At 66.7% G+C, this 26,193-nt stretch carries 26 protein-coding genes and 1 riboswitch; of the genes, 10 read left to right on the top strand and 16 right to left on the bottom strand.

What is annotated here, in order from left to right:
• Positions 1-19: 19 nt before the first annotated feature.
• From ACV7JP_RS00945 to recQ, 3 genes are all read right to left on the bottom strand, one after another.
• The gene (locus ACV7JP_RS00945) at positions 20-1,258 is read right to left on the bottom strand and encodes an HlyD family efflux transporter periplasmic adaptor subunit (protein WP_457797417.1); all 1,239 of its coding nucleotides are present in this window, start codon (positions 1,256-1,258) and stop codon (positions 20-22) included.
• 2 nt (positions 1,259-1,260) lie between these two features.
• Positions 1,261-2,847: an efflux transporter outer membrane subunit gene (locus tag ACV7JP_RS00940; RefSeq protein WP_457797416.1), complete on the bottom strand. Its 1,587-nt coding sequence runs from the start codon at positions 2,845-2,847 to the stop codon at positions 1,261-1,263.
• A 23-nt stretch (positions 2,848-2,870) separates the two neighbouring features.
• A riboswitch (Fluoride riboswitch) is annotated at positions 2,871-2,931 on the bottom strand.
• A gap of 258 nt (positions 2,932-3,189) precedes the next feature.
• Positions 3,190-4,989 (bottom strand): DNA helicase RecQ, encoded by a 1,800-nt coding sequence (gene recQ / locus ACV7JP_RS00935; RefSeq protein ID WP_457797415.1) that lies wholly within the window; start codon positions 4,987-4,989, stop codon positions 3,190-3,192.
• A gap of 334 nt (positions 4,990-5,323) precedes the next feature.
• Between recQ and ACV7JP_RS00930 the strand changes: the two genes are divergently transcribed.
• Complete coding sequence (locus tag ACV7JP_RS00930) at positions 5,324-6,493, top strand: zinc-dependent alcohol dehydrogenase (RefSeq protein WP_457797414.1); 1,170 nt, start codon at positions 5,324-5,326, stop codon at positions 6,491-6,493.
• Positions 6,494-6,631: 138 nt separating this feature from the next.
• Here ACV7JP_RS00930 and ACV7JP_RS00925 read toward each other — a convergent pair whose 3' ends face one another.
• Genes ACV7JP_RS00925 through ACV7JP_RS00915 form a run of 3 tightly spaced genes read right to left on the bottom strand, consistent with a single transcriptional unit; the run spans position 6,632 to position 8,486 of the window.
• Complete coding sequence (locus ACV7JP_RS00925) at positions 6,632-6,820, bottom strand: hypothetical protein (protein WP_457797413.1); 189 nt, start codon at positions 6,818-6,820, stop codon at positions 6,632-6,634.
• A 3-nt stretch (positions 6,821-6,823) separates the two neighbouring features.
• A complete protein-coding gene (gene recF / locus ACV7JP_RS00920) occupies positions 6,824-7,945 on the bottom strand; it encodes a DNA replication/repair protein RecF (protein WP_457797412.1) in 1,122 nt (373 codons plus the stop codon).
• Positions 7,946-7,961: 16 nt separating this feature from the next.
• On the bottom strand, positions 7,962-8,486 hold the full coding sequence (locus tag ACV7JP_RS00915) for a DUF3124 domain-containing protein (RefSeq protein ID WP_457797411.1): 525 nt from the start codon (positions 8,484-8,486) through the stop codon (positions 7,962-7,964).
• A 237-nt stretch (positions 8,487-8,723) separates the two neighbouring features.
• On the opposite strand from ACV7JP_RS00915, the gene coaBC reads away from it, so the two are divergent.
• From coaBC to dnaA, 6 genes are all read left to right on the top strand, one after another.
• Positions 8,724-9,986: a bifunctional phosphopantothenoylcysteine decarboxylase/phosphopantothenate--cysteine ligase CoaBC gene (gene coaBC, locus ACV7JP_RS00910; RefSeq protein ID WP_457797410.1), complete on the top strand. Its 1,263-nt coding sequence runs from the start codon at positions 8,724-8,726 to the stop codon at positions 9,984-9,986.
• On the top strand, positions 9,983-10,447 hold the full coding sequence (gene dut / locus ACV7JP_RS00905; protein WP_457797409.1) for a dUTP diphosphatase: 465 nt from the start codon (positions 9,983-9,985) through the stop codon (positions 10,445-10,447). Before coaBC ends, dut begins: the two co-directional genes overlap by 4 nt.
• A complete protein-coding gene (locus ACV7JP_RS00900) occupies positions 10,444-10,881 on the top strand; it encodes an RrF2 family transcriptional regulator (protein WP_457797408.1) in 438 nt (145 codons plus the stop codon). The genes dut and ACV7JP_RS00900 overlap by 4 nt, the downstream gene beginning before the upstream one ends.
• 40 nt (positions 10,882-10,921) lie before the next feature.
• The gene (locus tag ACV7JP_RS00895; RefSeq protein ID WP_457797407.1) at positions 10,922-11,695 is read left to right on the top strand and encodes an enoyl-CoA hydratase; all 774 of its coding nucleotides are present in this window, start codon (positions 10,922-10,924) and stop codon (positions 11,693-11,695) included.
• 136 nt (positions 11,696-11,831) lie between these two features.
• Positions 11,832-12,104 (top strand): 30S ribosomal protein S20, encoded by a 273-nt coding sequence (gene rpsT / locus ACV7JP_RS00890; RefSeq protein WP_457797406.1) that lies wholly within the window; start codon positions 11,832-11,834, stop codon positions 12,102-12,104.
• Between the two features lie 949 nt (positions 12,105-13,053).
• Positions 13,054-14,562 carry a chromosomal replication initiator protein DnaA gene (gene dnaA, locus ACV7JP_RS00885; protein WP_457797405.1) on the top strand — a complete coding sequence of 503 codons (1,509 nt, stop codon included), beginning with the start codon at positions 13,054-13,056 and terminating at the stop codon, positions 14,560-14,562.
• Positions 14,563-14,806: 244 nt separating this feature from the next.
• Here the strand turns inward: dnaA and ACV7JP_RS00880 are convergent, their stop codons facing one another.
• A complete protein-coding gene (locus ACV7JP_RS00880) occupies positions 14,807-15,886 on the bottom strand; it encodes a polyamine ABC transporter substrate-binding protein (RefSeq protein ID WP_457797404.1) in 1,080 nt (359 codons plus the stop codon).
• Positions 15,887-15,980: 94 nt separating this feature from the next.
• On the opposite strand from ACV7JP_RS00880, the gene ACV7JP_RS00875 reads away from it, so the two are divergent.
• On the top strand, positions 15,981-16,454 hold the full coding sequence (locus ACV7JP_RS00875; RefSeq protein WP_457797403.1) for an MmcB family DNA repair protein: 474 nt from the start codon (positions 15,981-15,983) through the stop codon (positions 16,452-16,454).
• A 38-nt stretch (positions 16,455-16,492) separates the two neighbouring features.
• Here the strand turns inward: ACV7JP_RS00875 and ACV7JP_RS00870 are convergent, their stop codons facing one another.
• The 7 genes from ACV7JP_RS00870 to yajC form a co-directional block, all read right to left on the bottom strand.
• Positions 16,493-17,086, bottom strand: a complete 594-nt coding sequence (locus tag ACV7JP_RS00870; protein WP_457797402.1) for an ActR/PrrA/RegA family redox response regulator transcription factor — start codon at positions 17,084-17,086, stop codon at positions 16,493-16,495.
• A 78-nt stretch (positions 17,087-17,164) separates the two neighbouring features.
• Entirely contained in the window at positions 17,165-18,499 is a 1,335-nt protein-coding gene (locus tag ACV7JP_RS00865; protein ID WP_457797401.1) for an ActS/PrrB/RegB family redox-sensitive histidine kinase, read from the bottom strand.
• Between the two features lie 39 nt (positions 18,500-18,538).
• Complete coding sequence (locus tag ACV7JP_RS00860; protein WP_457797400.1) at positions 18,539-19,345, bottom strand: phytoene/squalene synthase family protein; 807 nt, start codon at positions 19,343-19,345, stop codon at positions 18,539-18,541.
• A 148-nt stretch (positions 19,346-19,493) separates the two neighbouring features.
• The gene (locus tag ACV7JP_RS00855) at positions 19,494-19,868 is read right to left on the bottom strand and encodes an Mth938-like domain-containing protein (protein WP_457797399.1); all 375 of its coding nucleotides are present in this window, start codon (positions 19,866-19,868) and stop codon (positions 19,494-19,496) included.
• Positions 19,869-19,893: 25 nt separating this feature from the next.
• Positions 19,894-20,988, bottom strand: coding sequence for a protein translocase subunit SecF (gene secF, locus ACV7JP_RS00850; RefSeq protein ID WP_457797398.1), 1,095 nt, complete (start codon positions 20,986-20,988; stop codon positions 19,894-19,896).
• Between the two features lie 15 nt (positions 20,989-21,003).
• Complete coding sequence (secD, locus tag ACV7JP_RS00845; protein WP_457797397.1) at positions 21,004-22,593, bottom strand: protein translocase subunit SecD; 1,590 nt, start codon at positions 22,591-22,593, stop codon at positions 21,004-21,006.
• Between the two features lie 47 nt (positions 22,594-22,640).
• Positions 22,641-23,201 (bottom strand): preprotein translocase subunit YajC, encoded by a 561-nt coding sequence (yajC, locus tag ACV7JP_RS00840; protein WP_457797396.1) that lies wholly within the window; start codon positions 23,199-23,201, stop codon positions 22,641-22,643.
• 390 nt (positions 23,202-23,591) lie between these two features.
• On the opposite strand from yajC, the gene ACV7JP_RS00835 reads away from it, so the two are divergent.
• Positions 23,592-23,906 carry a hypothetical protein gene (locus ACV7JP_RS00835; RefSeq protein WP_457797395.1) on the top strand — a complete coding sequence of 105 codons (315 nt, stop codon included), beginning with the start codon at positions 23,592-23,594 and terminating at the stop codon, positions 23,904-23,906.
• A 95-nt stretch (positions 23,907-24,001) separates the two neighbouring features.
• Complete coding sequence (locus tag ACV7JP_RS00830; RefSeq protein ID WP_457797394.1) at positions 24,002-24,418, top strand: hypothetical protein; 417 nt, start codon at positions 24,002-24,004, stop codon at positions 24,416-24,418.
• 103 nt (positions 24,419-24,521) lie between these two features.
• Here ACV7JP_RS00830 and argE read toward each other — a convergent pair whose 3' ends face one another.
• Together argE and apaG are read right to left on the bottom strand one after the other, a co-directional pair.
• Positions 24,522-25,679 (bottom strand): acetylornithine deacetylase, encoded by a 1,158-nt coding sequence (gene argE, locus ACV7JP_RS00825; protein ID WP_457797393.1) that lies wholly within the window; start codon positions 25,677-25,679, stop codon positions 24,522-24,524.
• On the bottom strand, positions 25,679-26,071 hold the full coding sequence (gene apaG, locus ACV7JP_RS00820; RefSeq protein ID WP_457797392.1) for a Co2+/Mg2+ efflux protein ApaG: 393 nt from the start codon (positions 26,069-26,071) through the stop codon (positions 25,679-25,681). The genes argE and apaG overlap by 1 nt, the downstream gene beginning before the upstream one ends.
• Positions 26,072-26,193 lie beyond the last annotated feature (122 nt).

The raw sequence follows: 26,193 nt of genomic DNA, 5'->3' as shown, positions 1-26,193 counted from the left end.
GAAGATTCAATCGCGGCGATCAATCCTGCGCCATGGCGGCGCAGCTTCCGTCCCAGCCGTCCTTGGCGACCAGATTGTCGCGCACGATCTTGTCGGCGCGCGCCTTGGCCTCGGCGAGATCCTTGTCGAACACCTCGGTCGAATATTCGCTTGTCGACGTCTTCACGACGGAGTCGTTCATCGGCTTCGCTTCGGCGCCGACATTGATCGAGGTGACGGTCGAGAGGCCGGGCCGCAGCGGCGTCTTCTTCAGCTCTTCGGGGTCGATCGCGATGCGCACGGGCACGCGCTGCACGATGCGGATGAAATTGCCGGTGGCGTTGTCCGGCGGCAGCGTCGCGAAGACGCTGCCGGAGCCCGGCACGAGACCCTCGACCGCGCCGTGGAAGGTCGCGCTCGATCCGTAAAGATCGACCTTGATGATTGCGGGCTGGCCGGGGCGAATCCGCTCCATGCGGTTTTCCCAGAGATTCGCTTCGACCCATAAGTGATCGAGCGGCACGATGTTCAGGATCTGGTCGCCCGGCCGCACGCGCTGGCCGACCTGCACGCGGCGCTTGGCGACGTAGCCCGTCGCCGGCGCGCGGATGTTCTGGCGCAAATATTCGATATAGGCGTCGTTGAAGCGGGCCTTGGCGAATTCGACGTCGGGATGGTTCATCGGCGTCACGCCGCCGACGCGCGACTCGATCGCGGCGAGCTCGGCGCGCGCCTCGCGCAGATCGGCTTCCTGCGCATTCAGCGTATCCTCGGTGTTTTGCAGCAATTGGCGCGAGGCGGCGCCGCTGGTCGCGGCCTGCCGATAGCGCGCGAGATCGTGCCGCGTGCGCTCGCGGATCGCGATGCGCGACGTGACCTTCTGGCAAATCTGCCGGCGGCCGGCGAAAAGCGCGGCGACATTTCGCACGGCGCGGCCGAGCTCCGCCTCCGCCTGCCCCAGCGCGGCGCGGGCGCGCTGCGCGTCGAGCCGCACGAGCGCGTCGCCCTTCTTCACGAGCTGCGTTTCTTCCGCCAAAACTTGCGCGACGACGCCGGTCGCGTCGGACTGCACGGGAATGACGTTGCCGGTGACGAAGGCGTTGTCGGTCGTCACCCAGTCGCGGTCAAAAGCGACATAGCGGAACGTTTCCGCCAGCGCGCCGACGGCGACGCCGACCGCGAGAAGCTTGAGCAGGAAGTTCCGCCGCGCGCGAATGCTCTTGCGCGAGAGCGTCGGAGTGGCCGCTTTCGGCGCCTCTATTGTCGCTTCGTCGCTCAAGACTAGCCTCCTCCAAGCGATTGGACGGCGTTGACGACCGGGTTGATCGGATCCGTCTCTGGAGCGGGCCTCGGCGCATCGGCCGCGGGACCGGCGTCATAGCCGCCGCCAAGCGCCTGAAAGAGATCGACGGCCGCGATAAGCCTGTCGCCTTCCAGACCGCGCTGGATGAAAATCGCGTCGAGCAGGTCGGCATATTCCTGCACGACTTCGCGGCGGTCCCGCAAGCCGTCGCGCAGACGCGCGCGCGCGAGCTCCAGCTCCGCCTTGCGCGCTTTGATGAAGCGCGACTGGGATTCGAACTCGCTCTTATAGCGTTTGAGATTGGCCAGAGCGTCGGCCGTCTGCTGCGCGGCGGCGAGCAGAGTTTCGTTGTAGACGTCAACCGCCTGGTCATAATCGGCGCGCTGCGCTTCGAGATTGCCGGTGAGCCGGCCGCCCTGGAAAATCGGCAGATGCAGGCCGGGCGCGACATTGTAGACCATGGCGCCGGGATTGAAGAGATAGCCCCCGAGCTTTGAAAATTGCGTCGAGGTGACGGAGGCCTCGAGCCCCGCCGAGACCGAGAGGTCGATCGAGGGCAGGAACATGGTCTTGGCGGCATGAATGCGGTCCGCCCAGGCCTCCGCGCGGCGCAGCGCCGCCATCAGATCGGGGCGATGCGCGAGAAGCTCGATGGGCAAGCGCTTCGGCAAGGCGGGCTGCGCGGGCGCCACGGATTTCTTGCCCGCGAAGAGGCTGCGGGCGTAGTCCGGCCCTTCGCCCATGAGCCGGGCCAGAGCGTTTTCCTGGATGGCGATGGCGGCCGCGAGCGAGGCTTCGCGCCGCGTGGCGGTTTCTTCGTTGGTGCGCGCAATCTGGACGATATCCAGCGCTTCCAGGCCGGTATTGTACCGCGTTTCCGCGAGCGCCCGCAGCTCGCGCCGCAGCTTCGTGAGCTCTTTCGCCAGCTTGAGTTGCTCGGCGAGGATGGAGCCGCGCAGATAGGCCCGCGCGACGCCCGTCGTCAGCAGCAGGCGAGTCTGCTCCAATTCGCCTTCCTGGGCCAGCGCGTCGCCGATCGCCGCGTCGAGCAATGCGCGGTTCTTTCCCCAGAAGTCCAGCTCCCATTTCGCGGAGATGGGATTGAGGAAGGCCGCCGATTTTTCGAGGCCCGCCTGTTTCGGATTGAGTCCCGCCGCGACGCCGTGCTCGGCGTAGCGATACTGCTTGTAGGAGAAGTCGGTCTCGACATAAGGCGTCAGACGCGAGCTCGCAATATCGATCCCGGCCTCGGCCTCTTTCAGCGTGTCGGCGGCCTTTCTGAGGTTCTGATTGTCCTCGAGCGCCTTCTCGACGATTCGGTCGAGCTCCGCGCTATGAAAGGCGCGCCACCATTGCTGGCCGGGCCAGCCTTTTTCGCCGCTGACGCTTCGGACGCCGGAAGCCGCGATGGTGCGGCTCATCGACGGCGCTTCGATGAATTGCGCGCGCTCCTCCTGCGCCGTCGGCATGCAGCCCGAGAGAAAGAGGGAGAAACCCGCTATAGCGGCGCGACGATCGAACCCCTCAAAATCGACATCAGCGCGGAAATGACCGCTACGACGCATACGACTCCCCTTTTTGCGAATCCTCGCGGGCAGGAGTCATCAGCCTCTTCGGCGGTTTCGGGGAACTCCATCCCCCTTTTTCTGTCGGGCAATTTTACCGAAAGCCTATCCCAAGGCAAGGCGTTGTTGGTCAATTGGCCGTCGTCCACAGCTAATCGCGCTTTCCCCCTGGCGCAATCGCAGCGAGCGACGGGAAATCGCGAGAACCAAACGAGGACGCGCGATAAGAACAGGATATTCGCGCCGAGCGGGAGGGCTCACGGCGAGAACGGCGTGGCTTGGGAACGTTGGAGCGCGCGTCAACTTAGCCATCCACGGAGCTCGCGGGGATGAGGGCGCGCTTTATCGGAGCGCTTCTTCCAACGTCTCCAGAAAGGCGTCGCCAAATTGCGCGAGCTTGCGCTCGCCGACGCCATGCACGGAGAGCATCTCGTCCAGTGTCGCGGGACGCTTTTCCGCCATGTCGATCAGCGTGCGGTCGGCGAAGATGACATAGGCGGGCACGCCCTCCTCCTGAGCGAGTTCGCGCCGCTTGCGCTTGAGCGCCGCAAGGATGCGGTCCGTCGCTTCGTCGAGATTGGCCGAGGCCTTCTCTCGCCGCTCGAGGCGCGCCAGCGGATCGCTACGCAGCATGATCGTCTCACGCCCGAAGAGAATGTCTTCACCTTTCGCCGTCAGCGCAAAACCTCCATGTTCGGCGCTCGCTGTCTGCAAGGCGCCGGCGGCGAAGAGCTGGCGCAGGATCGAGGCCCATTCCTGTTTCGAATGTTCCTTGCCGACGCCGAAGGTCTTGATCGCGTCGTGCCCGTGGCGGCGCACCGCGTCGGTCATCTCGCCGCGCAGCACGTCGGCGAGGTAGTTCGCGCCGAAGCGCTGGCCGGTGCGATAGACGGCCGAGAGCGCCTTTTGCGCGGGGATGAGGCCGTCAAAGACCGCGACCTTGCCTTGGCAGACGTCGCAACGCCCGCAGGGCGGCGCCTCCTCGGCGAAATAGGCGAGCAGCGTCTGGCGGCGGCATTGCGGCGTCTCGCAGAGCATGGCGAGCGCCGAGAAGCGGTCATGCTCGACGCGCCGGCGCGCCTCGCTCACCTCCTTGGAGTCGATCTGCCTTCGGCGGAAAGCCATGTCGTCGAGGCCGTACAGCGTCAGCGTGTCGGCGGGCAGCCCGTCGCGTCCGGCGCGGCCGATCTCCTGATAGTAGCTCTCGACGGAGGAGGGCATGTCCGCATGCGCGACAAAGCGCACGTCCGGCTTGTTGACGCCCATGCCGAAGGCGATGGTCGCGACGGCGACGACGCCGTCCTCCCGCAGGAAGCGATCCTGGTTGCGGTTGCGCGTCTCCTGGTCGAGGCCCGCATGGTAGGGCAGCGCATCGCGGCCCTGACCGACGAAATAGGCGGCGAGGTCTTCCGTGCGTTGCCGCGACGAGCAGTAGACGATGCCGCTCTCGCCCTTGTGCCGTTCGAGAAAGCGCGACAATTGCCGGCGCGGCTGATCCTTCAGCGCGAAATTGAGCGCAATGTTCGGCCGGTCGAAACTGTGCAGGAAGAGCTTGGGCGGCGAGGGGAACAGGCGCTTCGCAATGTCCTCGCGCGTCGCGGCGTCCGCGGTGGCGGTGAGGCCGATCACCTGAATATTCCCCAGCGCCTCCGCCGCGCGGCCGATCTCGCGATATTCGGGGCGGAAATCGTGCCCCCATTCCGAAACGCAATGCGCCTCGTCGATGGCGAGGCGACGCGGCCGCGCGCGGCGCAGATCGGCGATGAGGCCGTCCATCATCAGGCGTTCGGGCGAGACATAGAGCAGCCGCAGAGCGCCGTCGCGCATCGCGCGGCGGGCTTCGTCATTCTCCTCTGCGCCGTTCACGGAGTTGAGGGTCGCCGCGGAAACCCCCAAGGCCCGCATCTGCTTCACCTGATCGCGCATCAGCGCGATGAGCGGCGAGACCACGACGGTGAGCGCGCCCTCCATGATGGCGGGGAGCTGGTAGCACATGGATTTGCCGCTGCCCGTCGGCATGATCGCGAGCACCGGCCCGCCGTCGAGCGCGGCCGCGACGATCTCCGCCTGGCCGGGGCGGAAATCGTCATAGCCGAAAACGGATTTGAGCAGCGCGCGGGCTTGCGGGGGAAGGTTGGGCATGGCTGCGCAATAGCACAGGCGAGGGTCGCCGGGCCATGCCTCCGCCCGTCATTGCCAGCCGCAGGCGAAGCAATCCAGAGCCACGCCGCGGTCCTAGATTGCTTCGTCGGCTTCGCCTCTTCGCAATGACGCTCGCGGCCCCGGATTGCCTCGCCCGTCATTGCGAGCGAAGCGAAGCAATCCAGAGCGCCATCGCGGCTCTGGATCGCTTCATCGGCTCCGCCTCCCCGTGACATTCCCTGGAACGATCTCATCCCGCGCAAGTTCAGCACAGAGGCGCGCGCTCGGGCGTGTGGGGCTTTTGCCGCGTCGGACCGAAACGGGAGCATTCCGCATGAAAGCGCTCACCTATAACGGCAAAGGCGACATTCGCTGCGAAAACGTCCCCGATCCGGCGATCGAAGATCCGCGCGACGTGGTGATCAAGGTCACGGCCTGCGCAATTTGCGGCTCCGACCTTCACATTTATGACGGCGTCATTCCGCAGATGCGGCGCGGCGACGTCCTCGGCCACGAAACCATGGGCGAGGTCGTGGAGGTCGGTTCGGCGGTGAAGAAGCTGAAGGTCGGCGACCGCGTCGTCGTGCCCTTCACGATCTCGTGCGGCGAATGCTATTTCTGCCAGCGCGGCTTTTATTCCGCCTGCGAACGCACCAATCCCGACCATGCAAAGGCCGAGACGCTCTGGGGCCATTCGCCCGCGGGGCTCTTCGGCTATTCGCATCTCCTCGGCGGCTATCGCGGCGGACAGGCCGAATATCTGCGCGTGCCCCATGCGGATGTCGGTCCCATCAAGATCCCCGATTCGCTCGCCGACGATCAGGCGCTCTTTCTTTCCGATATTTTCCCGACCGGCTACATGGCCGCGGAGTTCTGCGACATCAAAGGCGGCGAGACCATCGCCATCTGGGGCTGCGGGCCGGTCGGGCAATTCGCGATTCGCAGCGCCTTCTTGCTCGGCGCCGAGCGCGTCATCGCCATCGATCACGTGCCGGAGCGCCTTGCGCTCGCGGAGATGGCGGGCGCGGAGACGCTCGACTTCCACAAGGTCGACGTCTATGAGGCGATCAACAGCATGACGAAGGGGCGCGGCGCCGACGCCTGCATCGACGCGGTCGGGACGGAGCCCGACCCGACGGGAAGCATCGACTCCTTCATCGACCGCGTGAAGGTCGCGGCGTTCCTCGGCACCGACCAGCCGCATGTGCTGCGCCAGGCGGTCCAATGCTGCCGCAATTTCGGAACCGTCTCCATCGTCGGCGTCTATGGCGGCTTTGTCGACAAATTCCCGATGGGCTCGGCCATTAATCGCGGGCTCACCTTCCGCATGGCGCAGACGCCCGTGCAGCGCTATCTGCCGCGCCTGCTCGAGCGCATCGAGAAGGGCGACATCGATCCGTCCTTCGTTGTCACGCATCGCGGCGCGCTGGAGGAGGGGCCGGAGCTTTACAAGACCTTCCGCAACCGCAAGGATGGCTGCGTCAAGGTGATGCTGCAGCCGTGAGGGGCTTTGTCACTCGCCGAACGGCAATCTCGGGCGGCGAGGCGGCCCATACCTCCCCGTAAAGAAGGCCGTCATGGCCGGGCTGGTCCCGGCCATCCATGACGGCGCGCAAGAGCGAAAAGAAAAAACCGTTCCGTTTCACGCGAGCATTTTATGCGCGATCCACCCGATCAGCAGCGCGACGAGCGTGGTGAAGACCGACATGCCGGCCCAGACGGAAAGGCCGGTGATGGGGCCGGCTTCCCTGAAGGTGTTGCGCAGGCTGGCGTTGAGGATGATCCAAGGCGCCGCGACCCCGGCGATGATCGCATACCAGTGCCAGTCCATTCGTCACCTCCGTCTCTCGATGCGCCCCGGCGTCACATGCAGCATTTCCGCGCGGCCTTCCAGCGACGCGAACAGCAGCGGGTCCGCGCCCGTCATCCATATCTGCCCGCCCAACGTTTCAAGTTCTTGAAACAGAGCCTCGCGCCGTTTCGGATCGAAATGCGCGGCGACTTCGTCGAGCAGAAGCAGCGGCGCTTTTCCGGTCATCTCCCCGACAAGGCGGGCGTGGGCGAGCGTCAGCCCCATTAGCAGCGCTTTCTGCTCGCCCGTCGAGCAGTCGCGCGCGGCTTCGTCCTTCGGGCCGTGGCGCACGGCGAGGTCGCTCGTCTGCGGGCCGGCGAGCGTGCGGCCGGCGGCGGCGTCGCGGCGTCGCGTCCGGCTCAGCGTCTCTCGGAAACGCTCCTCCACGGCGAGCGCCGGCGCCTCGGCGAGCATATTCTCGATTTCGCCCTCGATTGAAATCTCCGCCCATGGAAAGACGCTCTCGCTCGCGACGATGAGCGACGCCAGACGAGAGACGGTCTCGCGCCGCGCCGCCGCGACGGCGACGCCAAGCGCCGCGATCTCATGCTCGGCGGCGTCGAGCCAGCGCCGGTCGGAGACGCCCTCCTCGAGGAGGCGGTTGCGGTTGCGTAAAGCGCGCTCGAGCTTGTTGACGCGCGCCCCATGGTCCGCGTCGACTCCAAGCGCGAGGCGGTCGAGAAAGCGGCGGCGATCGCCCGCCGGCCCGTTGAAAAGCCCGTCCATCGCGGGCGTGAGCCACAAGACGCGCAGATGGTCGGCGAAGGCGCGGGCGGAGGCGACCGGCGCGCGCTCGATGCGGAACTGGCGCTCGCCTTCGGGCGTGAGCCCGTGGCCGAGCTGCGCCGTCGCGCCGTCGCTTTCTAGCTCGATGGAAACCGCGAAGCCGCCCGCGCCGTCGCGCCGCGCGCATTCGCCGAGCTCGGCGCGCCGCAAGCCGCGGCCGGGCGAGAAAAGCGAGAGCGCCTCCAGCACATTGGTCTTTCCGGCTCCGTTTTCGCCCGTGAGCGCGACGAGCCGCGCGCCGATCCCGCAACGGGCCGACGCATAGGATCGATAGTCGGAAAGCGACAGGCGCCCCACGAGCGGCGCGGGCTGGCTCATTGCGGCGACAGATAGGTCATTGCGGACGCGAGACCCGCCGACCCGGAGAGAGAAAGCTGTAGCTATGCGTGCCGACAAAGGACGCCATCGCCGCCTCCACAACCGGCTCGTCGGAGCCTGCCGGCATGGACCAGTCGACCGTGAAGCTCGCCCCCACGCCCGCGCGCACGTCGTCCTGGGCGACGGCGATCTGCATCGAGGCGTAGGGTTTCAGATAGACGGGCTCGGACACGTAAGTCTCGACGACCTCGCCCGCGCCGCTGCGATAATCGATCCTGTCGACGGCGAGAACATTCGTCGCCGAGGCGTTGTGGATCGAGAGCGTGCCCGAGAAATTCAGACGGGTGACGCCGCCATGGCCGATGAGCGTCGAATGCAGCGGCACGAAAGTGCGGCCGCGGTCCGCCAGCTTCCGCTCCGGCGCGGCCGTCGCGGCGTCGGGCGGAATATTGACGGCCGGACGCTCCTTGTCGCGGGCGACGGCGGGCCAGCCGGCGGCGAGGAGGAAGCCGAGCGCGAGGAGGCGCGATATCGTCTGCATGTCTTGGGGCCTGCGGCGGGATGACAATCTTCCCCGATCTCTATCAAGCCTCCGCCATCATTGCGAGGAGGCGGAGCCGACGAAATAAACCGGGGATCGACGCGGCTCCGGACGGCTTCGCGTCGCTCGCAATGGCGGGAGGGCCTTCGGACGTTCCGAGGCTCCTCGCCATGGCCGCTTTGGCCTCGCGCCCAAAATCTGTATTCTCCGCGCGCGTCGAGCAGGGGAGCCTTCGGCTTGTCGGGTCAAAACATAGCGCAAAGCCTTGACGATAAGAGCATCCTGCTCATCGTCGGGGGTGGGATCGCGGCCTATAAGTCGCTCGACCTCGTGCGCCGCCTGCGCGAGCGCGGCGCGCGCGTGCGCGTCGTGATGACGGCGGCGGCGAAGGAGTTCGTCACGCCGCTCGCCTTTGTCAGCCTGACGAACGACAAGGTTTATGACGAGCTGTTTTCCGCGACCGACGAGCATGAGATGGGCCATATCCAGCTCTCGCGCGGAGCCGATCTCGTCGTCGTCGCGCCGGCGACGGCGCATCTTCTCGCGCGCGCCGCCCAAGGCTTGTGCGACGACCTCGCGACGACGCTTCTGCTCGCGACGGACAAGCGCGCGCTCTATGCGCCCGCGATGAATCTGCGCATGTGGCTCGCGCCCGCGACCCGGCGCAATGTCGAGGCGCTGAAGCGGGACGGCGCGCTGTTCGTCGGCCCCAATGACGGCGCGATGGCCTGCGGCGAATATGGGCCGGGCCGCATGGCCGAGCCGCAGGAGATCGTCGCGGCGATCGAGCAGGCGCTGAAGGGCGAGACGAGACTGGCGCCGCCGGACGTCCCGGGCCTGTTATCGGGCCGCCACGTCGTCGTCACCTCCGGACCGACGCATGAGGCGATCGACCCGGTGCGCTACATCGCCAACCGTTCCTCCGGCAAGCAGGGTCACGCCATTGCGGCGGCGGCGGCGGCGGCGGGGGCGCGCGTCACGCTCGTCTCCGGCCCCGTGACGCTGCCCGATCCGCCGGGCTGCGACGTCTTTCATATAGAGAGCGCGCGCGAGATGTTCGCCGCGGTGGCGCGGGCCATGCCCGCCGATCTTTTCATCGGCGCCGCGGCCGTCGCCGATTGGCGCGTCGAGACGGCCCGCGACAAGATAAAGAAAGAGCAGGGGGCGGCGGCTCCGGCGTTCTCGCTCGTCGAGAATCCCGACATTCTCGCGGCCGTTTCCCGCGCCGCGAGCCGGCCGCGCCTCGTCGTGGGCTTCGCGGCTGAGACGCGCGACATCGTCGCCCACGCCAGGGAAAAGCTCCTGCGCAAGGGTTGCGACCTCATCGTCGCCAATGACGTTTCCGAAGGGTCGGGCGTCTTCGGCGGCGATCTCAACGAGGCGCATCTCGTCTCGCGCGCGGGGGTCGAGAGCTGGCCGCGCATGAGCAAGGAGGCGGTGGCGAAAGCGCTCGTCGCGCGCCTCGCGGACATGCTGAAAGAAAACGAGGCGGCCGAATGAAACTCTCCATCCGACGCCTCACGAATGGCGAGGGCTTGCCGATGCCGGCCTATGCGAGCGAGGGCGCCGCCGGTCTGGACCTCTATGCGGCGCTGCCGGCGGGGCAGAAGCTCGTGCTGGAGCCGGGCGCGCGCGACCTCATTCCGACCGGAATCCAGATCGCCCTGCCGGCGGGCTATGAGGCGCAGCTACGGCCGCGCTCGGGCCTCGCCGTCGAATTCGGAGTCACGGTGCTGAACGCGCCGGGCACGATCGATAGCGACTATCGCGGCGAGGTGAAGGCGCTGCTCGTCAATCATGGCGGCCAGCCCTTCGAGATCACGCGCGGCATGCGCATCGCGCAGCTCGTCGTGGCGCCGGTTGCGCGCGCCGTTCTGATCGAGGCGGAGGCGCTCGGGGAGACGGCGCGCGGGGCGGGGGGCTTCGGCTCCACGGGCGTCGGCGGAGAGGCGGGCGAATGAGGCTGCTGCCGAGGCCCGCGAGATTTGCGCTGATGGCGGCGCTCGACGTCGCGCTTCATGCGCGCGGGCGCCCCGTCTCGTCGAAAGAACTCGCCGCGCGGCACGATTTGCCGCCGCGCCGGCTGGAGACGCTGCTGCAGGCGCTTGTGCGCGCGGGCATATTGAAAAGCGTGCGCGGTCCCGCGGGCGGCTATGAGCTGGCTCGGGAACGGCGCCGCCTTTGCGTCGGCGAGATCGTCCGCGTCGCCTTGCGGGCCGAGGAGGACGAGGACCAGTCGCCGGCGCTGCTCGTCGCCGTCCTCGAGCCGCTGATCGCCGAAACCGAGGAGGCGGCGCTGTCCCGCCTCGACGACATCACGCTGGAGGATCTCTACGCCCGGGCCGTCGCCAAAGGCTTCGGCGAGAAACAGCCGGCGAGCGATTTCGACATATAGCGTGACGCGAAGCAGCCGACCGGCGCGTAAGGAGGCCAAAATGAGCTATGAGACGATCCAAGTCGAAACCCATGGCCGCGTCGGCCTCGTGCGGCTCGACCGGCCGCAGGCCTTGAACGCCCTCAATGCGCTCCTCATCAGCGAGATCGACTGCGCTTTGGCGGGCTTCGAGAAGGATGACGGGATCGGCTGCGTGGTGATCACCGGCTCGGAGAAGGCCTTCGCCGCCGGCGCCGACATCAAGGAGATGAAGGACAAGGGCTTCGCCGACGCCTTTCTCGACGATTTCATCGGCCGCTGGGATACGGTGGCGCGCGCCCGCAAGCCGATCGTCGCCGCCGTGGCGGGCTTCGCGCTGGGCGGGGGCTGCGAGCTCGCCATGATGTGCGACTTCATCATCGCCGCCGATACGGCCCAGTTCGGGCAGCCCGAGATCAAGATCGGCGTGATTCCGGGCGCCGGCGGCACCCAGCGCCTCACAAGGGCCGTCGGCAAAGCCAAGGCCATGGACCTCGTCCTCACGGGACGGATGATGGGAGCGGAGGAAGCCGAGCGCGCCGGGCTCGTGGCGCGCATCGTCCCCGCCGCGGAACTCGTGCCCGAGGCGCTGAAGGCCGGCGCGGCGATCGCCGCCATGTCGCTCCCGGCGGCGCTGATGGCCAAGGAGGCGGTCAACGCCGCCTTCGAGACGACCCTCGCCGAGGGCGTCCGCTATGAGCGCCGACTGTTTTATTCCCTGTTCGCTACGGAAGACCAGAAAGAGGGCATGGCCGCCTTCGTGGAAAAACGTAAACCCGCCTTCCGCAACCGTTAGCCCCGTCGCCCCCGCCGTCGCCATTGACGAAATCGGGGCTCGCGCTTATAAGGCGCGCGACGTGGCCGCGATTTCGCGGCCGCAACGTTTTCTGGCGGCCATGAGTCGCTCTTACAGCTTCGAGGACAGATAGAACATGGCCAATACCGCTTCGGCCAAGAAAGCCGTTCGCAAGATCGAACGCCGCACCGCCGTCAACCGCGCCCGTCGTAGCCGCGTGCGCACTTTCGTGCGCAAGGTCGAAGAGGCCATCGCCTCCGGCGATGCTGCCCTCGCGGCGACCGCCCTGCAGAACGCCGTGCCGGAGATGATGCGCGCGGCGCAGAAGGGCGTCATTCACAAGAACACCGCTTCGCGCAAAGTGTCGCGTCTGAGCGCCCGCGTGAAGGCGCTGGCCGCCAACGCCTGAAACAATTTGCGCCTTTAACGTGCAGGGCCGCCCATTTTTAGGACGGGCCTGCCAATGAAAAAAGCCCGGCTGAGCCGGGCTTTTTTCATTTCATCCTTGAACGGGGATGTCGCATGACCTCCGGGTGACACGGTCGTTAAAAAATTTCTCGCCTAAAAGTTGCGCGCAATCAATATGCTCCCGATTCAATCCTTTGCAACTAAGCCGTCATTTGGAGGACATCGACGTCCCTCTTGACAGCTTCGCGACACGCTTTTCGCGCCGCCTTGCGGGCTTTTTCGGCAAAAGCCTGGGACCAATTAGTACGAACGTCGAATCATCAGTTTACAGCTGAAAACGTGGCGTTAGCGCTGTATCGGCGCCACAGTCGCGGCGAAACAGAGACCACGCGATGATGAGGATCATTGCGCGAACTGGGGCGCGCGTGTAGGGTCTATGCATCGAACGAAAGCGGTCGACGTCACAGTATCAGCTGCAGGCCAAGCGCGACGAAAGGAGCGACGAAATGTCGATATCCTGCCTCGAAAAGCCAAGGCTTTTGGCGGGTGATCGCTTTCCTTCCCGTTCGATGTGAAATTCAAAAGATCGGTTTGCAGGACTGTCGCATTGTCGATCGTCCTGCTGGGCGTTGAAGATCCGGGATCTGCGCGATCCTGGAAACCGGGGGTTTTGTCATGACGGAACTGCGGCCAGCCAATGTTATTGGAGTGCTGCGTATCGCGCGCGCGGATTTTGCGCGGCGCTCTTTTGTTTCCGTTCCCGGCATGAGTCTCGATAACGCGATTTCCCGAACCGGCGGCGCGAGTTTCGCCGTCGGCCCGCCTTGTTAAGCCGGCGACGACTCCCGCCGTCCGACGACCCATCTCAGCAAGCCTAATCTCGATAGCGCGCCCGCCTGCGTTTCTCGCCGGCGCTCAACGGCGCTCGCATTTCTTCGAAAAGGTCGCGAATGACTGATCGTGAATCCATGAACGACGGAATTTCCGTCGAGGACCAGAAACGCTGGGAGCGCGTACGCGAGCGTCTGCGCGCGGAACTCGGGGACGCGGTCTATAATTCCTGGTTCACCAGGCTCGAGCTCGAACGTCTCGAAGGCGAGACGATCTTTCTCACCGTGCCGACCAAATTTCTCAAGAGCTGGGTGCAGTCCCATTACGCCTCGCGCATCAAGGCGCGCGTCGCGAGCGAGTTCGACGTCGTCGACCGCGTCTCGATCGACGTGCGCTCCTCCGCGCGCAAGACGAAGGCGCGCGAGGCGGGCGGCGAGCGGGAGACGGAGCCCGCGCCCGCGGGAATCGGTCCTTCCGAGAAGCGGCAGGCGGCGTATGAAGCCGGGATAGAGGCGCCCAACGCCGCTCCGGCGGCGCGCCGCGCCATGCGCGCATCCGCGCCGCGCGGCGAAAACGATTCCGTCGTCGGCTCGCCGCTCGACCGGCGTCTTTCCTTCTCGACCTTCCTCGTCGGCCCGTCAAACCAGCTCGCTTACGCCGCCGCCTGTCGCGTCGCGGAAGCGCGGCCGGGCGAGACGCCCATGTTCAATCCGCTCTATGCGCATGCCGCGGTCGGCCTCGGCAAGACGCATCTCCTGCAGGCGCTCGCGCATGCGACGAACGACAATCGCCGCCGCGCCGTCTATCTCACGGCGGAGCGCTTCATGAGCGGCTTCGTGTCGTCGCTCAACAATCAGACCGCCATCGCCTTCAAGGAGCGCCTGCGCGCCATCGACATGCTGATCATCGACGACGTGCAGTTCCTGCAGGGAAAGTCGATCCAGCAGGAATTCTGCCATACGCTCAACGCGCTGATCGACGCCGGGCGTCAGGTCGTCGTCGCCGCCGACCGTCCGCCGTCGGATCTCGAGACGCTCGACGAGCGCGTGCTGTCGCGCTTCAAGGGCGGCCTTTGCGTCGATATCGGCCCGCTCGACGAATTGCTGCGCGTCAAGATACTCCAGGCCCGCATCGCGGCCGCGCAGGAGACGCAGCCCGGCTTCCATGCGCCGCCGGATGTCGTCAATTACGTCGCGCGCACCATCGTGACCAATGGGCGCGATCTGGAAGGCGCGGTGAACCGTCTTCTCGCGCATGTCACGCTCAACGGCGCGCCGCTCACCGTCGAGACCGCCGAGACCGCGATACGCGACCTCGTGCGCACGCAGGAGCCCAAGCGCGTCAAGATCGACGACATTCAGAAGCTCGTCGCTTCGCATTACAACATCTCGCGGGCGGACATCCTGTCGTCGCGACGCACCGCCAATGTCGTGCGCCCACGCCAGATCGCCATGTATTTATCGAAGCAACTGACGCTGCGCTCGCTGCCCGAGATCGGCCGCCGCTTCGGCGGGCGCGATCACACGACCGTGCTGCACGCGGTGCGTAAGATCGAGGAGCTCGTCGCCAAGGACAAGAGCCTTGCGGAGGTCATCGAGCTGCTTAGAAGAATTCTGAGCGAGCAGTGACGGACCCGCCGGTTGCGCCCGACAAGGCGCTCCATTTGCGAGGGCGAAGCCGACGAAGCAATCCAGCGTCCGCTATGGCCGCTTCTGGATTGCTTCGCTTCGCTCGCAATGACGAAGCGGCGCGTGAGGCGCCCTCTGTCCCTCGGCCGTTTTGCGAGGAGGCGAAGCCGACGAAGCAATCCAGGGCGGCGTCGAGACGTTTGGATCGCTCGCTCGCAGATGACGATGTGGGGCCTGGGATCGCCTACCGCCCCGTCTTCACCATCGTCCAAAGCCGGGTGATGAATTTCTGCTCCGGCTGGTTCGGCGTGGTAACGGTGAAGAGCCGGCGCATGGTCGCCTCGCTCGGATAGACCGAGGGGTCCTCGGCGATCGACTTGTCGATAAGCGGGCGCGAGGGGCCGACGCCATTTGCGAAATTGGTCGCCCCGGTGTTGCGCGCCGCAATGTCGGGCCGCAGCAAATAGTCGATGAAAAGATAGGCCTCGGCGACATGCGGCGCGTCGACAGGGATGGCCAGATTGTCCATCGACATCAGCGTGCCTTCGCTCGGGATCGCATAGGCGATCTCGACGTCGGAGCCCGCCTCGCGGGCGCGATTGCGCGCCTGCAGGCTGTCGCCGGCCCAGCCGATCGCCAGGCAGATGTCGCCATTTGCGAGCGCGTTGATATATTCGGACGAATTGAATTTCTTGATGTAGCGCCTGAGGCCGGCGAGATGGTCGGCGGCGCGCTTCAGGTCGGCTTCGCTCTTCGAGTTCGGATCGAGCTTGAGATAGTTCAGCGTGATCGCGAAAATGTCTTCGGGACTATCGAGCACATAGACGCCGCAATCCGCGATCTTCTTCAGATTCTCGGGTTTGAGCGCCTGATCCCAGCTCGTGATCGGCTTGCCGATGCGCTCATTGATCTTCGCGACATTGTAGGCGACGCCCGTCGTGTACCACATATAGTTGATGGCGTGCGCGCTGCCGGGATCGTAGCGGGATAGACGGCCGTCGATCTCGCTCCAGATATTGCCGGCGTTCGCCAGCCGCTTGCGGTCGATCGGCTGCAACACGCCCGCTTTGATCTGGCGCTGAAGGAAGGTGGCCGACGGCACGACAATGTCATAGCCCGTCGCGCCGGCGAGCAGCCGGGACTCGAGCATCTCGTTCGAGTCGTAGGTGTCGTAGACGACCTTGACGCCCGTCTCTCGGGTGAAGTCCTCGAGCACGCCGGGGTCGATATAGTCGCTCCAATTGAAGATGTTGACCACGCGCTCGGCGGCGAGCGCGGGCGCGCAGGCAAGAGCGATCACGAAAGCGGCGAAAAGTTTCTTCATGGAGCGGGCCGGATGCGGACGCGCGCTTGCGCGGCGGATGTGAGCCGGCAGATTATCACGCCTGCGGGCGAATTGGCGACGCGGAGAAAAGCGCATGCGATCCGATTGGGTCGAGCAGGGAGAGGCGCGCGGGCGCCCCGAAGCCACGCGGCATGTCACGCGCGGTGCGCGACGCTATCTGCGGGCCTGCGGCTTCGCCGTCATCGGCGAATTGCCGCTGCCCAACGGCCGCCGCGCCGATCTCGTGGCGCTCGCGCCCGATGGCGGCCTGCGGATCGTCGAGGTGAAATCCTCGCTCGAGGATTTTCGCGCCGATCAGAAATGGGGCGGCTATCGCGACTATTGCGACCGCTTCTATTTCGCGGTTCCCGTCGATCTCGACGCCGCGCCGTTTCCTGAGGACGCCGGCCTCATCGTCGCCGACGGGCATGGGGCGATCCTCGCGCGTGAAGCCCCGATTCTGCGATTGGCCCCCGCGAGCCGGAAAGCCATGCTGGTGCGTTTCGGCGCCTTGGCCGCGGAGCGCTATTGCGCGCTGGCTTTCGGGGATGAGCGTCCCGACCGCTAGAGGCGCTGCGGCGCCCCTTGCAATGATGGCGGGGCGGGCTAGCGGGGCGCGCGCTTCGCCAGGATGCGCTGGAGCGTGCGGCGGTGCATGTTGAGGCGGCGGGCCGTCTCGGAGACGTTGCGGTCGCAGGACTCGAAGACGCGCTGAATATGCTCCCAGCGGACGCGGTCCGCCGACATGGGGTTTTCCTGCGCGTCGGGCTTGTCGATCGTCGTCGCCATCAGCGCGTGGTAGATTTCGTCCGCATCGGCGGGCTTGGCCAGATAGTCGAAGGCTCCGAGCTTCACCGCGGTGACGGCGGTCGCGATATTGCCGTAGCCCGTCAGGATGATGCCGCGCGCGTCGGGACGCGCCTCCTTCAGCTTCTGGATGACGTCCAGGCCGTTGCCGTCATTGAGGCGCATGTCGACGATCGCGAAGGCGGGCGGCGCATCCTCCAGCGCCGCGAGGCCTTCCGCGACGGTTTCGCATTGCGTGACCAGGAATCCGCGCTGCTCCATGGCGCGCGCGAGGCGATGCAGGAAGGGCTTGTCGTCGTCGAGGATGAGAAGGGAGCGGTCCTCGGGCGGAGCCGGCGCGGCGAGCGCTTCGGCGTCGTCCTGTTCCGTATCTCCGATGTCTTCGCGGTTCATGCCCCGACGTCTCCCAGCGTGATTTTTATCAAAGGTTACTCCAAGGATACTTCGCCGTCGACTCCGCGGCCCCGCCGGTTAAGCTTCCGACGCGGCGAGCTTCGCCGCCGGAATCTCGAGCGCCGCGCGCGGCCAGGTCACCTTCACCACGGCCCCGGTGCGCGGCGGCGAGACGTTATAGGTCTCGACCGTCGCGCCGGAGCGCTCCAGCAGAGTCTTGGCGATGAAGAGGCCGAGGCCGAGGCCCGACTGGCCGTCGTTCTTCGTGCGGCGCCCGGTCGGGCGGCCGCGCAGATAGGGATCGCCGAGCTTGTCGAGAATGGCCGGGGAAAAGCCCGGTCCGTCATCCTCGATCGAGATCGTGACGAGATCGCGAGTCCACCAGGCGTCGATGCGCACGCGAGTCTCGGCGAAGTCGATGGCGTTTTCGACCAGATTGCCGAGGCCATAGAGAATGCCGGGGTTGCGCGCCAGCGCCGGCGGCGGGGCGGAGCCCGCGCCGCGCTTGGCGATCTCGAGCCTGACGCCGAATTCGCGCTGCGGCTCGACCACTTCCTCGATCAGCGTATCGATCGAGAGGACGTTCATCATCGTCCCCTGGTCCGCGCCGAGCGAGGCGAGCTTGCCGAGAATTTCGCGGCAGCGGCCGGCCTCTTGCGCGAGCAGGTCGAGATCGTCCTTCAAGCCTTCCGCCGCGCTGTTGGATGAGCTCTTCTGCAATTCGCGAATGATGAGCGTGATCGTGGCCAGCGGAGTGCCGAGCTCATGCGCCGTGGCCGCGGCGAGTCCGTCGAGCTGCGAGAGATGCTGTTCGCGCTCCAGCACCAGCTCGGTCGCGGCGAGCGCGGTGGCGAGCAGGCGCCCTTCGTCCGAAACGCGCGCGGCGTAAAGCGCGATGAAGGCGGCGGAGAGCGCGAGCGACGCCCAGATGCTGGCGCGATAGAGCAGCGGGAATCTCAATTGCTCGTTCTCGTGCCAGGGGAGCGGCTCGAATTCGACGCAGAGGAAGGTCGCGGCCGCCAGCATGGTGATGCCCAGGAACAGCGTCAGATTGCGCGGCAGCGAGACGGCGGAGATCGTCACCGGCGCGAGCAGCAGCATGACGAAGGGGTTCGTGACGCCGCCGGTGAGATAGAGCAGGAAGCTCAGTTGCACGAGATCGTAGCAGAGCAGCACCACCGCCTCGAGGTCGCTGAGGCGGAAGGTGCCCGACGTGCCGAAGCGCAGGCCGAAATTCAGCGTGCCCGAGGCCACGATGAAGACGAAGCAGAGACCGACGGGGAAATCGAAGTCGAGGATGAAATAGACGACGAGACAGGCGATGGCCTGACCGATGATCGCGATCCAGCGCAGGAAGATCAGCGTGCCGACGCGCAGGCGGCGGCTGTCTTCGTCATAGACGTCGGGTCTCATGGGCTCTCCCCTCGCAACGGACCCTCCGATCGGCGCGCGTCACAGACCGACGCCCCGGGCGGCGCGCCATAGCCGCCATTGCCGCCGCAAGGGCGAAGGCTCCGTCAGGCCGCGCAAAGGATCGTAATCCTTCCGCGCCATGCGCTCCAGATAAACGGGAACCGTCGCGGCGGGCAACAAGGCCTCGCGGCCCTTTGCGAGGCCGCGCGCGGCTCGGCGGGCGGAATCGTATCGCGCCTGCGCCATGTCGCGCAGCTCGGCGAGCGCCGCGCGCAAGGGCGCCGCGTTCGAATGGATGTCGGCGCCGTGCCTGGCGAGAAGATCGGCGGGGATGAAGGGCCCCGACGGCCGCCTCAGCACGCGCGCGACGCCGAGGGAGATCCCGGCTTCGTCGAAGGCCGGCGAGCTGGGCGCGCCGAGAATGCGCGCCGCCCAACGCATCGGCCCGCCGCTCGTCATGCGGCAATAGTCCTCGAGCGTCGCGACGTCCGGCGTCTGGTCGTCATAGAGATCGGCGACATGGGCCTCGGCCAGCGCGGCCACTTCGTCGAGGGGAAGCTCGAAGCGCCGGATCGTGTCGATGAGCGCGTCGGCGACCGGATGGGCGCGGGCTCCGTCCGACGCGGGGTCGGACAGCGCGTCGGCCCACCAGCGCAGGCGCATCTCGCCGAGGAGCGGCTGCGAGACCTTGGCGGGCGCCTCGGCGCATTCGAGCGCATAGGCGTAAATCGCGTGGATATGCCGGCGCGCCGGCGCGGGCGCGAAGAGGCTCGCCAGCCAAAGGTCGCGGTCGCCCGCGCGCAGCAGCGCCTCGCAATGGGCGTAATGCTCGGGCGCGGCGGTCATGCGCGCCCGCCTTTCGTCGTTCCTGGCGCGCGACGCGCGTTCGGCGGTCCGGAGGCGGATTCCATGGGCGCCGGCCACGGCTCCGGATTTCCGCTCGGGCCTTTGGCCCGCGGGGAATGACGGTCGCGCGGTCCGGGAATATCAGCCATCACACGGCGATCAACAGCGCGCCAACGCGGCGGCCTTCGTCGAGAAGCATATTGTAGGTGCGGACGGCGGCGCCCGTCGCCATCGTCTCGCAGCCGACGTCGGCGTCGCGCAGCTTCGCGCGCAGGGGAGCGGCGAGGGGCATGAGATCCTTGCCCATGCCGACGATGAAGAGATCGAGCCCGCCGCTCTCGGCGAGCGCGAGATCGATCGTCGCCGCGTCGATCTCCTTCCAGCTCGTGGACGCCACAGCGCGGATCCCGGTCGGCAGGGCCAGGATCGAGCCGCGATGCGACATGTCGGCGAAGCGGAAGCCGCCATTGCCATAATCGTCGATCTTGTAGCGGCCCGGGACATAGCCCTGCGGGGCGGTCATGCAGCGCGCCTTCCTTGCTGAGCGCTTATCTCGGGCGATTGCGGCGCGTCGTCGATTTCGGCTTGCCGGGCTGCTTCGTCGCGGGGCGCTTCGGCGCGACGGGGACCGGCGCGTCGCCGATCTCGTCGGACATGGAGGCGGCGTAGAGCGCCGCCGAGCCGTCATATTCGGCCTCGACCCCCGCCTCCTCGGCCTCCTCCTTCTGCTCGACCTTGCGGTCCACGTCCTCGTTGCGCAGGCCCAGATAGATCAGCATGGGCGAGCAGATGAAGATCGACGAATAGGTCGCGACGAAAATGCCCCAGATCATCGCCAGCGAGAAGGAGCGGATGACCTGGCCGCCGAAAGCGACGAGCGCGATGAGGGCGAGCATGACGGTGGTCGCCGTCATGATGGTGCGCGGCAGCACCGCGTTGATCGACATATCGATCATCTGCGCCGTCGCCATCTTTTTGTATTTGCGCATGTTCTCGCGGATACGGTCGAGCACCACGACGGTTTCGTTGAGCGAGTAGCCGACGATGGTCAGAATCGCCGCGATCGAGGTCGTGTTGAATTCGAGCTGCGTGATCGAGAAGAAGCCGACCGTGAGCAGAAGATCGTGCATCGTCGCGATGACCGCGCCTATGGCGAACTGCCATTCGAAGCGAAACCAAAGATAGGTCAGCACCGCGACGATCGAGAGGACAACGCCGAGCGTGCCGGACTGGACCAGCTCGTTCGAGACGCGCGGGCCGACGACTTCGACGCGGCGCAGCTCATATTGGCCGCCGACGGCGCCGCGGACCTTTTCCACCGCCGCCTGCTGCGCGACGTCGCCGCCCGATTGCAGCCCGAAGCGCAGCGTCGCGTCGGCGGGGTTGCCGAAAGCCTGCACCTCGATGTCGCCAAGCTTCAGACCTTCGCTGATCGTGCGCAGCGTCCCGACCTCGGCCGCGCCCGATTTGGCGCGCAGCTCGATGACCGTGCCGCCCGCGAAATCGATGCCGAAATTCATGCCCTTGAAGATGAAGAGCGCGACGGCGACGAGCGACAGCAGGGCCGAGAAGGGATAGCTCACGCGCCGGAAGCGCATGAAGGGGAATTTCGTGTTCTCCGGAGCGAGGCGCAGGAGTTTCATCGGTCGTTTCGCCTCTTAGATCGGCAGCTTCGTCGGACGCGCATAGTGATACCAGACCGCGATCATCATGCGGGTCATGGTCACGGCGGTGACGATGGTCGTGAGAATGCCGAGCGCCAGCGACACGGCGAAGCCGCGCACCGGGCCGGAGCCCAGGAAATAGAGGATCGCCGCGGCGACGAACATGGTGACGTTCGAGTCGACGATGGTCGCGAAGGCGCGGTTGAAGCCCGCGTCGAGCGAGGCGAGGATCGAGCGGCCCGCATGGTTCTCCTCGCGGATGCGCTCATAGATCAGCACGTTCGAGTCCACCGCCATGCCGATCGTCAGCACGATCCCCGCGATGCCGGGCAGCGTCAGCGTCGAGCCGAGCAGCACGAGGCCGGCGAAGATGAAGGCGATGTGGACGAAGAGCGCGAGATTCGCGAAGACGCCGAAGACGCCGTAGGTGATCAGCATATAGGCGACGACGAGGCCCGCGCCGACATAGGCCGCGCGCTTGCCGGCGTCGATCGCGTCCTGGCCGAGGCCGGGGCCGACCGTGCGCTCCTCGATGATGTTGAGCTTGGCGGGCAGGGCGCCGGCGCGGAGCAGGATCGCGAGGTTGTTCGCCTGCTCGACCGTGAAATGGCCGGAAATCTGGCCCGAGCCGCCGGTGATCGGCGTGAGGATACGCGGCGCCGAGATCACCTTGTTGTCGAGCACGATGGCGAAGAGGCGGCCGACATTCTTCGAGGTGACGTCGCCGAATTTCTGCGCGCCGCGAATGTTGAAGCGGAAATTGACGACGGGCTCGCCGCTGCGCTGCTGGTCGAAGCCGGGCTGGGCGTCGGTCAAATCCTCGCCCTGCACCATGACCTGCTTCTCGATCGGCAGCTTGCCCGGATCGTCGACCTGATCCAGCTCCTCGACCTCCGACGGGTTCTGGCCCGGCTCCGCGACGAGGCGGAATTCGAGCTTCGCGGTCTGACCAAGAATCTCCTTGAGCGTCTGCGGGTCCTGAAGGCCCGGCACCTGCACGAGGACGCGGTCGTCGCCCTGGCGCTGGATCGACGGCTCGCGCGTGCCGAGCGCGTCGACGCGGCGGCGGATGACTTCGATCGACTGCTCGACGGCCTTGCGCGACTTGTCGCGCAGGCCCGTGTCGGTGACGGTGATGCGGATCAGCCCTTCGGGCGTGGAATCGACGTCGAGCGGCGACTGGCCGCCAATGTTCGAGCTGTAGCTGTTGCGCAGCAGCCGGAACTTCGGAAGAACCTTCTCGCGATCCGCCGCGTCGGCGACGCGAAGCTGCACGCCCCGCGCCGTCGCGCCGATGCCGCCCGTGATCGCGACCTTCTCCTCGCGGAGAATGCGGCGGGCGTCGTCGCGCAGATTCTTCACCTGGGTGGTGACGAGGTCCGCCTGATCGACCTCCAGCATGACATGTGAGCCGCCCTGCAGATCGAGGCCGAGCACGATGGTCGGCGGCATGAGCCAGGACGGCAGCCGCGAGGCGAGCGCCTGATAATTCGACGGCGACAATGCGCTCGGAACCACCACGAGGACGGCGGCGAGCGTCATCGCCACGATTGCAAGGAATTTCCAGGTCGAGAATCGCAGCATCGTGTCGCTATTTCGTCAGAGAGGTCGAAGCGCTCGGAGGCGGTCCGTCAGGATTTGGCCTTCGTCTGGGTCGGCTTGGCGGCGGGCTTGGCGGCGGGTTTGGCCGGGGCCTTGTCGGGGGCCGGCGCCGGCGCCGGCGCATCCTTCACCGGCTCCCCCTTGGCGCGCACTTCGGCGATCGCGGAGCGCAAGAGGCGGATGCGAACGTTCTGCGCGATCTCGAGCTCGATCTCGCTGTCGTCGATCGCTCGCGCGACCTTGCCGACGAGGCCGCCCGTGGTGACGATCGTGTCGCCGCGCCGAACATTGCGCAGCGCCTCCAGCGCCGCCTTTTCCTTGCGGGCGCGGGGGCGGATGACGAGGATATAGACAATGCCCATCACGACGAAGATCGGGACGAGCTGCGCCATCAGGTCGGGCAGCGACGGCGGCTGCTGGTTCTGATCGCTGGCGCCGACGCTCGTCTGCGTCTCCTGGGCCGGCTGCGGATGCGGGGCGGCGGGCGCGGGGGGAGGCGGCGGCGTCGGGGCGGCGGGCGCGGGAGCGGTCTCGGCGGGGGCTGCCGCCGGCTGTTCGGTTTGCGCCATGGCGTCCGTGATCAGTTTCATCGCAGCGTCTCTAAGGTAGCGGCGCGACGCGCGTCTTGAGAGCGTCGGGCGGGCGTCGGAATGGGCGCGGACTATAGCCGCTCGACTTACGAAAGCAATGCCGGATGGCGCGGTTTCGGGCGCTCGCCCCATGCGTTTGCGGCTAAATGAGGCGCCGCGCCGAAGATCGCGCAAGCGGGCTCCGCCGCGCCGCCGCGCCGTCGCGCCGGGAAAAATGGAATCGACGCTTTTCCCGCGACGGGCGGGTTCCGGCCGATTTCAGCGCGATCCAGGAAGCGGAACAGCTCGGCCGATTCCGGCGTTCACGCCTGGTTCAGGCGCCGGAGCGGATGCTCCCGGCGAACCTGACAGCAAGAAGGACTTGCGGGTCATGACTTGGGAGAAACGTCCATGATCAGGAAGATTGCCTGTGCGGCCCTCGCGACCGGTCTCCTCTTCGCTTCTCCGGCGGCCAATGCTGGCGGCTGGGGGCACGGCGGACATGGCGGCTGGGGACATGGCGGCGGTTGGGGAGGACATGGCGGCTGGGGAGGACACGGCGGCTGGGGACACGGTGGTTGGGGCCATGGCTGGCGTGGCGGACATTGGGGCGGCGGTTACGGCTGGCGCGGCCATGGCTATGCCGCCCGGCCCTATGGCTGGTACGGCGGTCACGGCGGCGCCTGCTGGCGCTGGTGGTACGGCCGCTGGGTCTGGGCCTGCTGAGGGCGGCGGACGCATCTTGCGGGTTCGCGCCGTCGGCGCGGACCCGCGCTTTTGACGAGCGCGCCAGCGTCGAGCGGGCTGGAAAGGAATAGGGAATGTTTGCTTGGAAAAGTTTTGCATTGGCCGCCGCCATGATTGGCGCGCTGACGGCGACGGCGAGCGCGGAGGGCTGGAGCGGCGGCGGCTATAATAGCGGCGGCGGCGGCCGGGGCGGCTATGAGGACGCGCAACGCCGCTCGTCCGACGACCGCGCCGGCTGGGACCGCGACGGGCGCGGGCAAGGCGGCCAAGGATATGGCGGCCAAGGCTATGGCGACCGGGATCGCAATGCGCGCGGCTGGGACGGGGACCGCTATCGCGACGGCCAGCGCTACGGCGATCGTTTCGGACCGCGGCCTGGCTGGGGCGGCGGCGGCCAGCGCTGGTGGCGCGGCCGCTGGTGGGCTCCGGGCGTCGGCGCGTGCTGGCGCTGGAGCCCCTGGCGCCAGAACTGGAAATGGGTCTGCGGCTAGATGTGAGCGCGAGAGGGCGTCAAGTCCAGAGTTTGAAGCGCGTCTCGCGAAAGGCCGATTTTTCGCGATTTCGCCGGCGCTTTGAGAAACCGGACTGGAGGCCTCAGGCCTCCAGCTCCTTCGCCAGCGCGCGCATGAAGTCGACGCAGGCGGCGAGCTCCGAGATGTCAATATATTCGTCAGGCTGGTGGGCCTGGTCGATGCGGCCGGGGCCGCAGACGACGGTCGGCACGCCGGCGCGCTGGAAATGTCCGGCCTCGGTGGCGTAGGGCACGGCGATCGTATTGTTGCGGCGCGCGAGGCGCAGCGCCAGCGTCTCGGCGCCGGAGCCCGGCTGCGGCGCGAGGCCCGGAACCTTCACGAGCGTGTCGAGATCGACGCCGCATTGCGGAAAATGCGCGAAGATCGTCTTGCGCAGCTCTTCGACATAGGGCGCGAACCTGTCCTGCGCGAGCATGGGATCCGCGTTGGGCAGGCCGCGAAACTCCCATTCGAACTCGCAATCCTTGGCGACGATGTTGCGCGCCGTGCCGCCCCTGATGACGCCGACATGGATGGTCGAGTAAGGCGGATCGAAGCGGCCGGAAGGATCGCCTTCCGCGCGCAACGCCTCCGAAATGCGCTCCAGCTCCGTCACCAGCCGGCAGGCGACATGCACGGCGCTGACGCCGCGATGCAGATTGGCGGAGTGGATCTCGAAGCCCCGCACGCGGGCAAGATGCGTGGTGACGCTCTTATGCGCGTCGGCGACCTGCATGGAGGTCGGCTCGCCGACGATCACGGCGTTGGGGCGGGGGAGGCCGACGCCGAGCCGCGCGATCATGTCGAGCGGGCCGAGACAGGTCGTCTCTTCGTCGTAGGACAGCAGAATATGGATGGGGCGCGCGAGCGCCGCCTTCTTGAATTCGGGGATCATCGCCAGAGCGACGGCGCCGAAGCCCTTCATGTCCACTGCGCCGCGCCCATAGAGGCGGCCGCCCTCGCGCCGCAGCGAGAAGGGGTCCGAGCTCCATTCCTGCCCCTCGACCGGCACGACGTCGGTATGGCCGGAGAGAAGCACGCCGCCCGCCTCCATCGGCCCGATCGTGGCGAAAATCGCCGCCTTGTCGCCGGCGGCGTTCGGCGCGCGGGCGAAAGGCACGCTCTGCTCGCGCAGATAGGCTTCCACGAAATCGATGAGCTGGAGGTTCGACTTCGCGCTTTCCGTATCGAAAGCGACGAGCCGGGCGGTCATGTCGATCGCGCGTTCGAGGGCGTCCATCAGTTCAATGTCGGATTGGACATGGGACTGTCCAGGGAGAAAGCCGGAATTTCGACGTCGAAGGTCTCGCCCAAATCCGTGACCATTCGATAACTGCCCTGCATCAGGCCCGAGGGCGTGGTGAGCGGGCATCCCGACGCGTATCGGAAGGTCTCGCCGGGCTCGAGCACGGGCTGCTCGCCGATGACGCCGGGACCGCGCACCTCCTCGCGCCGGCCGTTGGCGTCGATGATGATCCAATGGCGCGACAGGAGCTGCACGCGCGTGCGCCCGAGATTCGCGATCTCGATCGTGTAGGACCAGAAGAAGCGGCCTTGATCGGGGTCGGATCGGTCGGGCAGGAAGTCCGGCAGCGCCGTGACCTGAATGTCTCGGGTGATGGCGATATACATAGCGGGCCAAGCTTAGAACGGCTTCTTCGAAAGGGGAATGTCTTTCTATCGGCGCCGGAGCCGTGGAACGGCGCTTCCTTAGGCGCCGGCGGTCTGTGACAAATCCGACACATCCGTTTGAA

The organism is Methylocystis sp. S23 (assembly GCF_054106005.1).
This window is presented reverse-complemented; position numbering and strand designations above follow the sequence as displayed.

Excerpts from the sequence above, each read along its gene's own strand:
- ACV7JP_RS00940 (WP_457797416.1), bottom strand. The coding sequence starts at position 2,847 with ATGCGTCGTAGCGGTCATTTCCGCGCTGATGTCGATTTTGAGGGGTTC.
- recQ (WP_457797415.1), bottom strand. The coding sequence starts at position 4,989 with ATGCCCAACCTTCCCCCGCAAGCCCGCGCGCTGCTCAAATCCGTTTTC.
- ACV7JP_RS00930 (WP_457797414.1), top strand. The coding sequence starts at position 5,324 with ATGAAAGCGCTCACCTATAACGGCAAAGGCGACATTCGCTGCGAAAAC.
- ACV7JP_RS00925 (WP_457797413.1), bottom strand. The coding sequence starts at position 6,820 with ATGGACTGGCACTGGTATGCGATCATCGCCGGGGTCGCGGCGCCTTGG.
- recF (WP_457797412.1), bottom strand. The coding sequence starts at position 7,945 with ATGAGCCAGCCCGCGCCGCTCGTGGGGCGCCTGTCGCTTTCCGACTAT.
- ACV7JP_RS00915 (WP_457797411.1), bottom strand. The coding sequence starts at position 8,486 with ATGCAGACGATATCGCGCCTCCTCGCGCTCGGCTTCCTCCTCGCCGCC.
- dut (WP_457797409.1), top strand. The coding sequence starts at position 9,983 with ATGAAACTCTCCATCCGACGCCTCACGAATGGCGAGGGCTTGCCGATG.
- ACV7JP_RS00900 (WP_457797408.1), top strand. The coding sequence starts at position 10,444 with ATGAGGCTGCTGCCGAGGCCCGCGAGATTTGCGCTGATGGCGGCGCTC.
- ACV7JP_RS00895 (WP_457797407.1), top strand. The coding sequence starts at position 10,922 with ATGAGCTATGAGACGATCCAAGTCGAAACCCATGGCCGCGTCGGCCTC.
- rpsT (WP_457797406.1), top strand. The coding sequence starts at position 11,832 with ATGGCCAATACCGCTTCGGCCAAGAAAGCCGTTCGCAAGATCGAACGC.
- dnaA (WP_457797405.1), top strand. The coding sequence starts at position 13,054 with ATGACTGATCGTGAATCCATGAACGACGGAATTTCCGTCGAGGACCAG.
- ACV7JP_RS00880 (WP_457797404.1), bottom strand. The coding sequence starts at position 15,886 with ATGAAGAAACTTTTCGCCGCTTTCGTGATCGCTCTTGCCTGCGCGCCC.
- ACV7JP_RS00875 (WP_457797403.1), top strand. The coding sequence starts at position 15,981 with ATGCGATCCGATTGGGTCGAGCAGGGAGAGGCGCGCGGGCGCCCCGAA.
- ACV7JP_RS00870 (WP_457797402.1), bottom strand. The coding sequence starts at position 17,086 with ATGAACCGCGAAGACATCGGAGATACGGAACAGGACGACGCCGAAGCG.
- ACV7JP_RS00865 (WP_457797401.1), bottom strand. The coding sequence starts at position 18,499 with ATGAGACCCGACGTCTATGACGAAGACAGCCGCCGCCTGCGCGTCGGC.
- ACV7JP_RS00860 (WP_457797400.1), bottom strand. The coding sequence starts at position 19,345 with ATGACCGCCGCGCCCGAGCATTACGCCCATTGCGAGGCGCTGCTGCGC.
- ACV7JP_RS00855 (WP_457797399.1), bottom strand. The coding sequence starts at position 19,868 with ATGACCGCCCCGCAGGGCTATGTCCCGGGCCGCTACAAGATCGACGAT.
- secF (WP_457797398.1), bottom strand. The coding sequence starts at position 20,988 with ATGAAACTCCTGCGCCTCGCTCCGGAGAACACGAAATTCCCCTTCATG.
- secD (WP_457797397.1), bottom strand. The coding sequence starts at position 22,593 with ATGCTGCGATTCTCGACCTGGAAATTCCTTGCAATCGTGGCGATGACG.
- yajC (WP_457797396.1), bottom strand. The coding sequence starts at position 23,201 with ATGAAACTGATCACGGACGCCATGGCGCAAACCGAACAGCCGGCGGCA.
- ACV7JP_RS00835 (WP_457797395.1), top strand. The coding sequence starts at position 23,592 with ATGATCAGGAAGATTGCCTGTGCGGCCCTCGCGACCGGTCTCCTCTTC.
- ACV7JP_RS00830 (WP_457797394.1), top strand. The coding sequence starts at position 24,002 with ATGTTTGCTTGGAAAAGTTTTGCATTGGCCGCCGCCATGATTGGCGCG.
- argE (WP_457797393.1), bottom strand. The coding sequence starts at position 25,679 with ATGGACGCCCTCGAACGCGCGATCGACATGACCGCCCGGCTCGTCGCT.
- apaG (WP_457797392.1), bottom strand. The coding sequence starts at position 26,071 with ATGTATATCGCCATCACCCGAGACATTCAGGTCACGGCGCTGCCGGAC.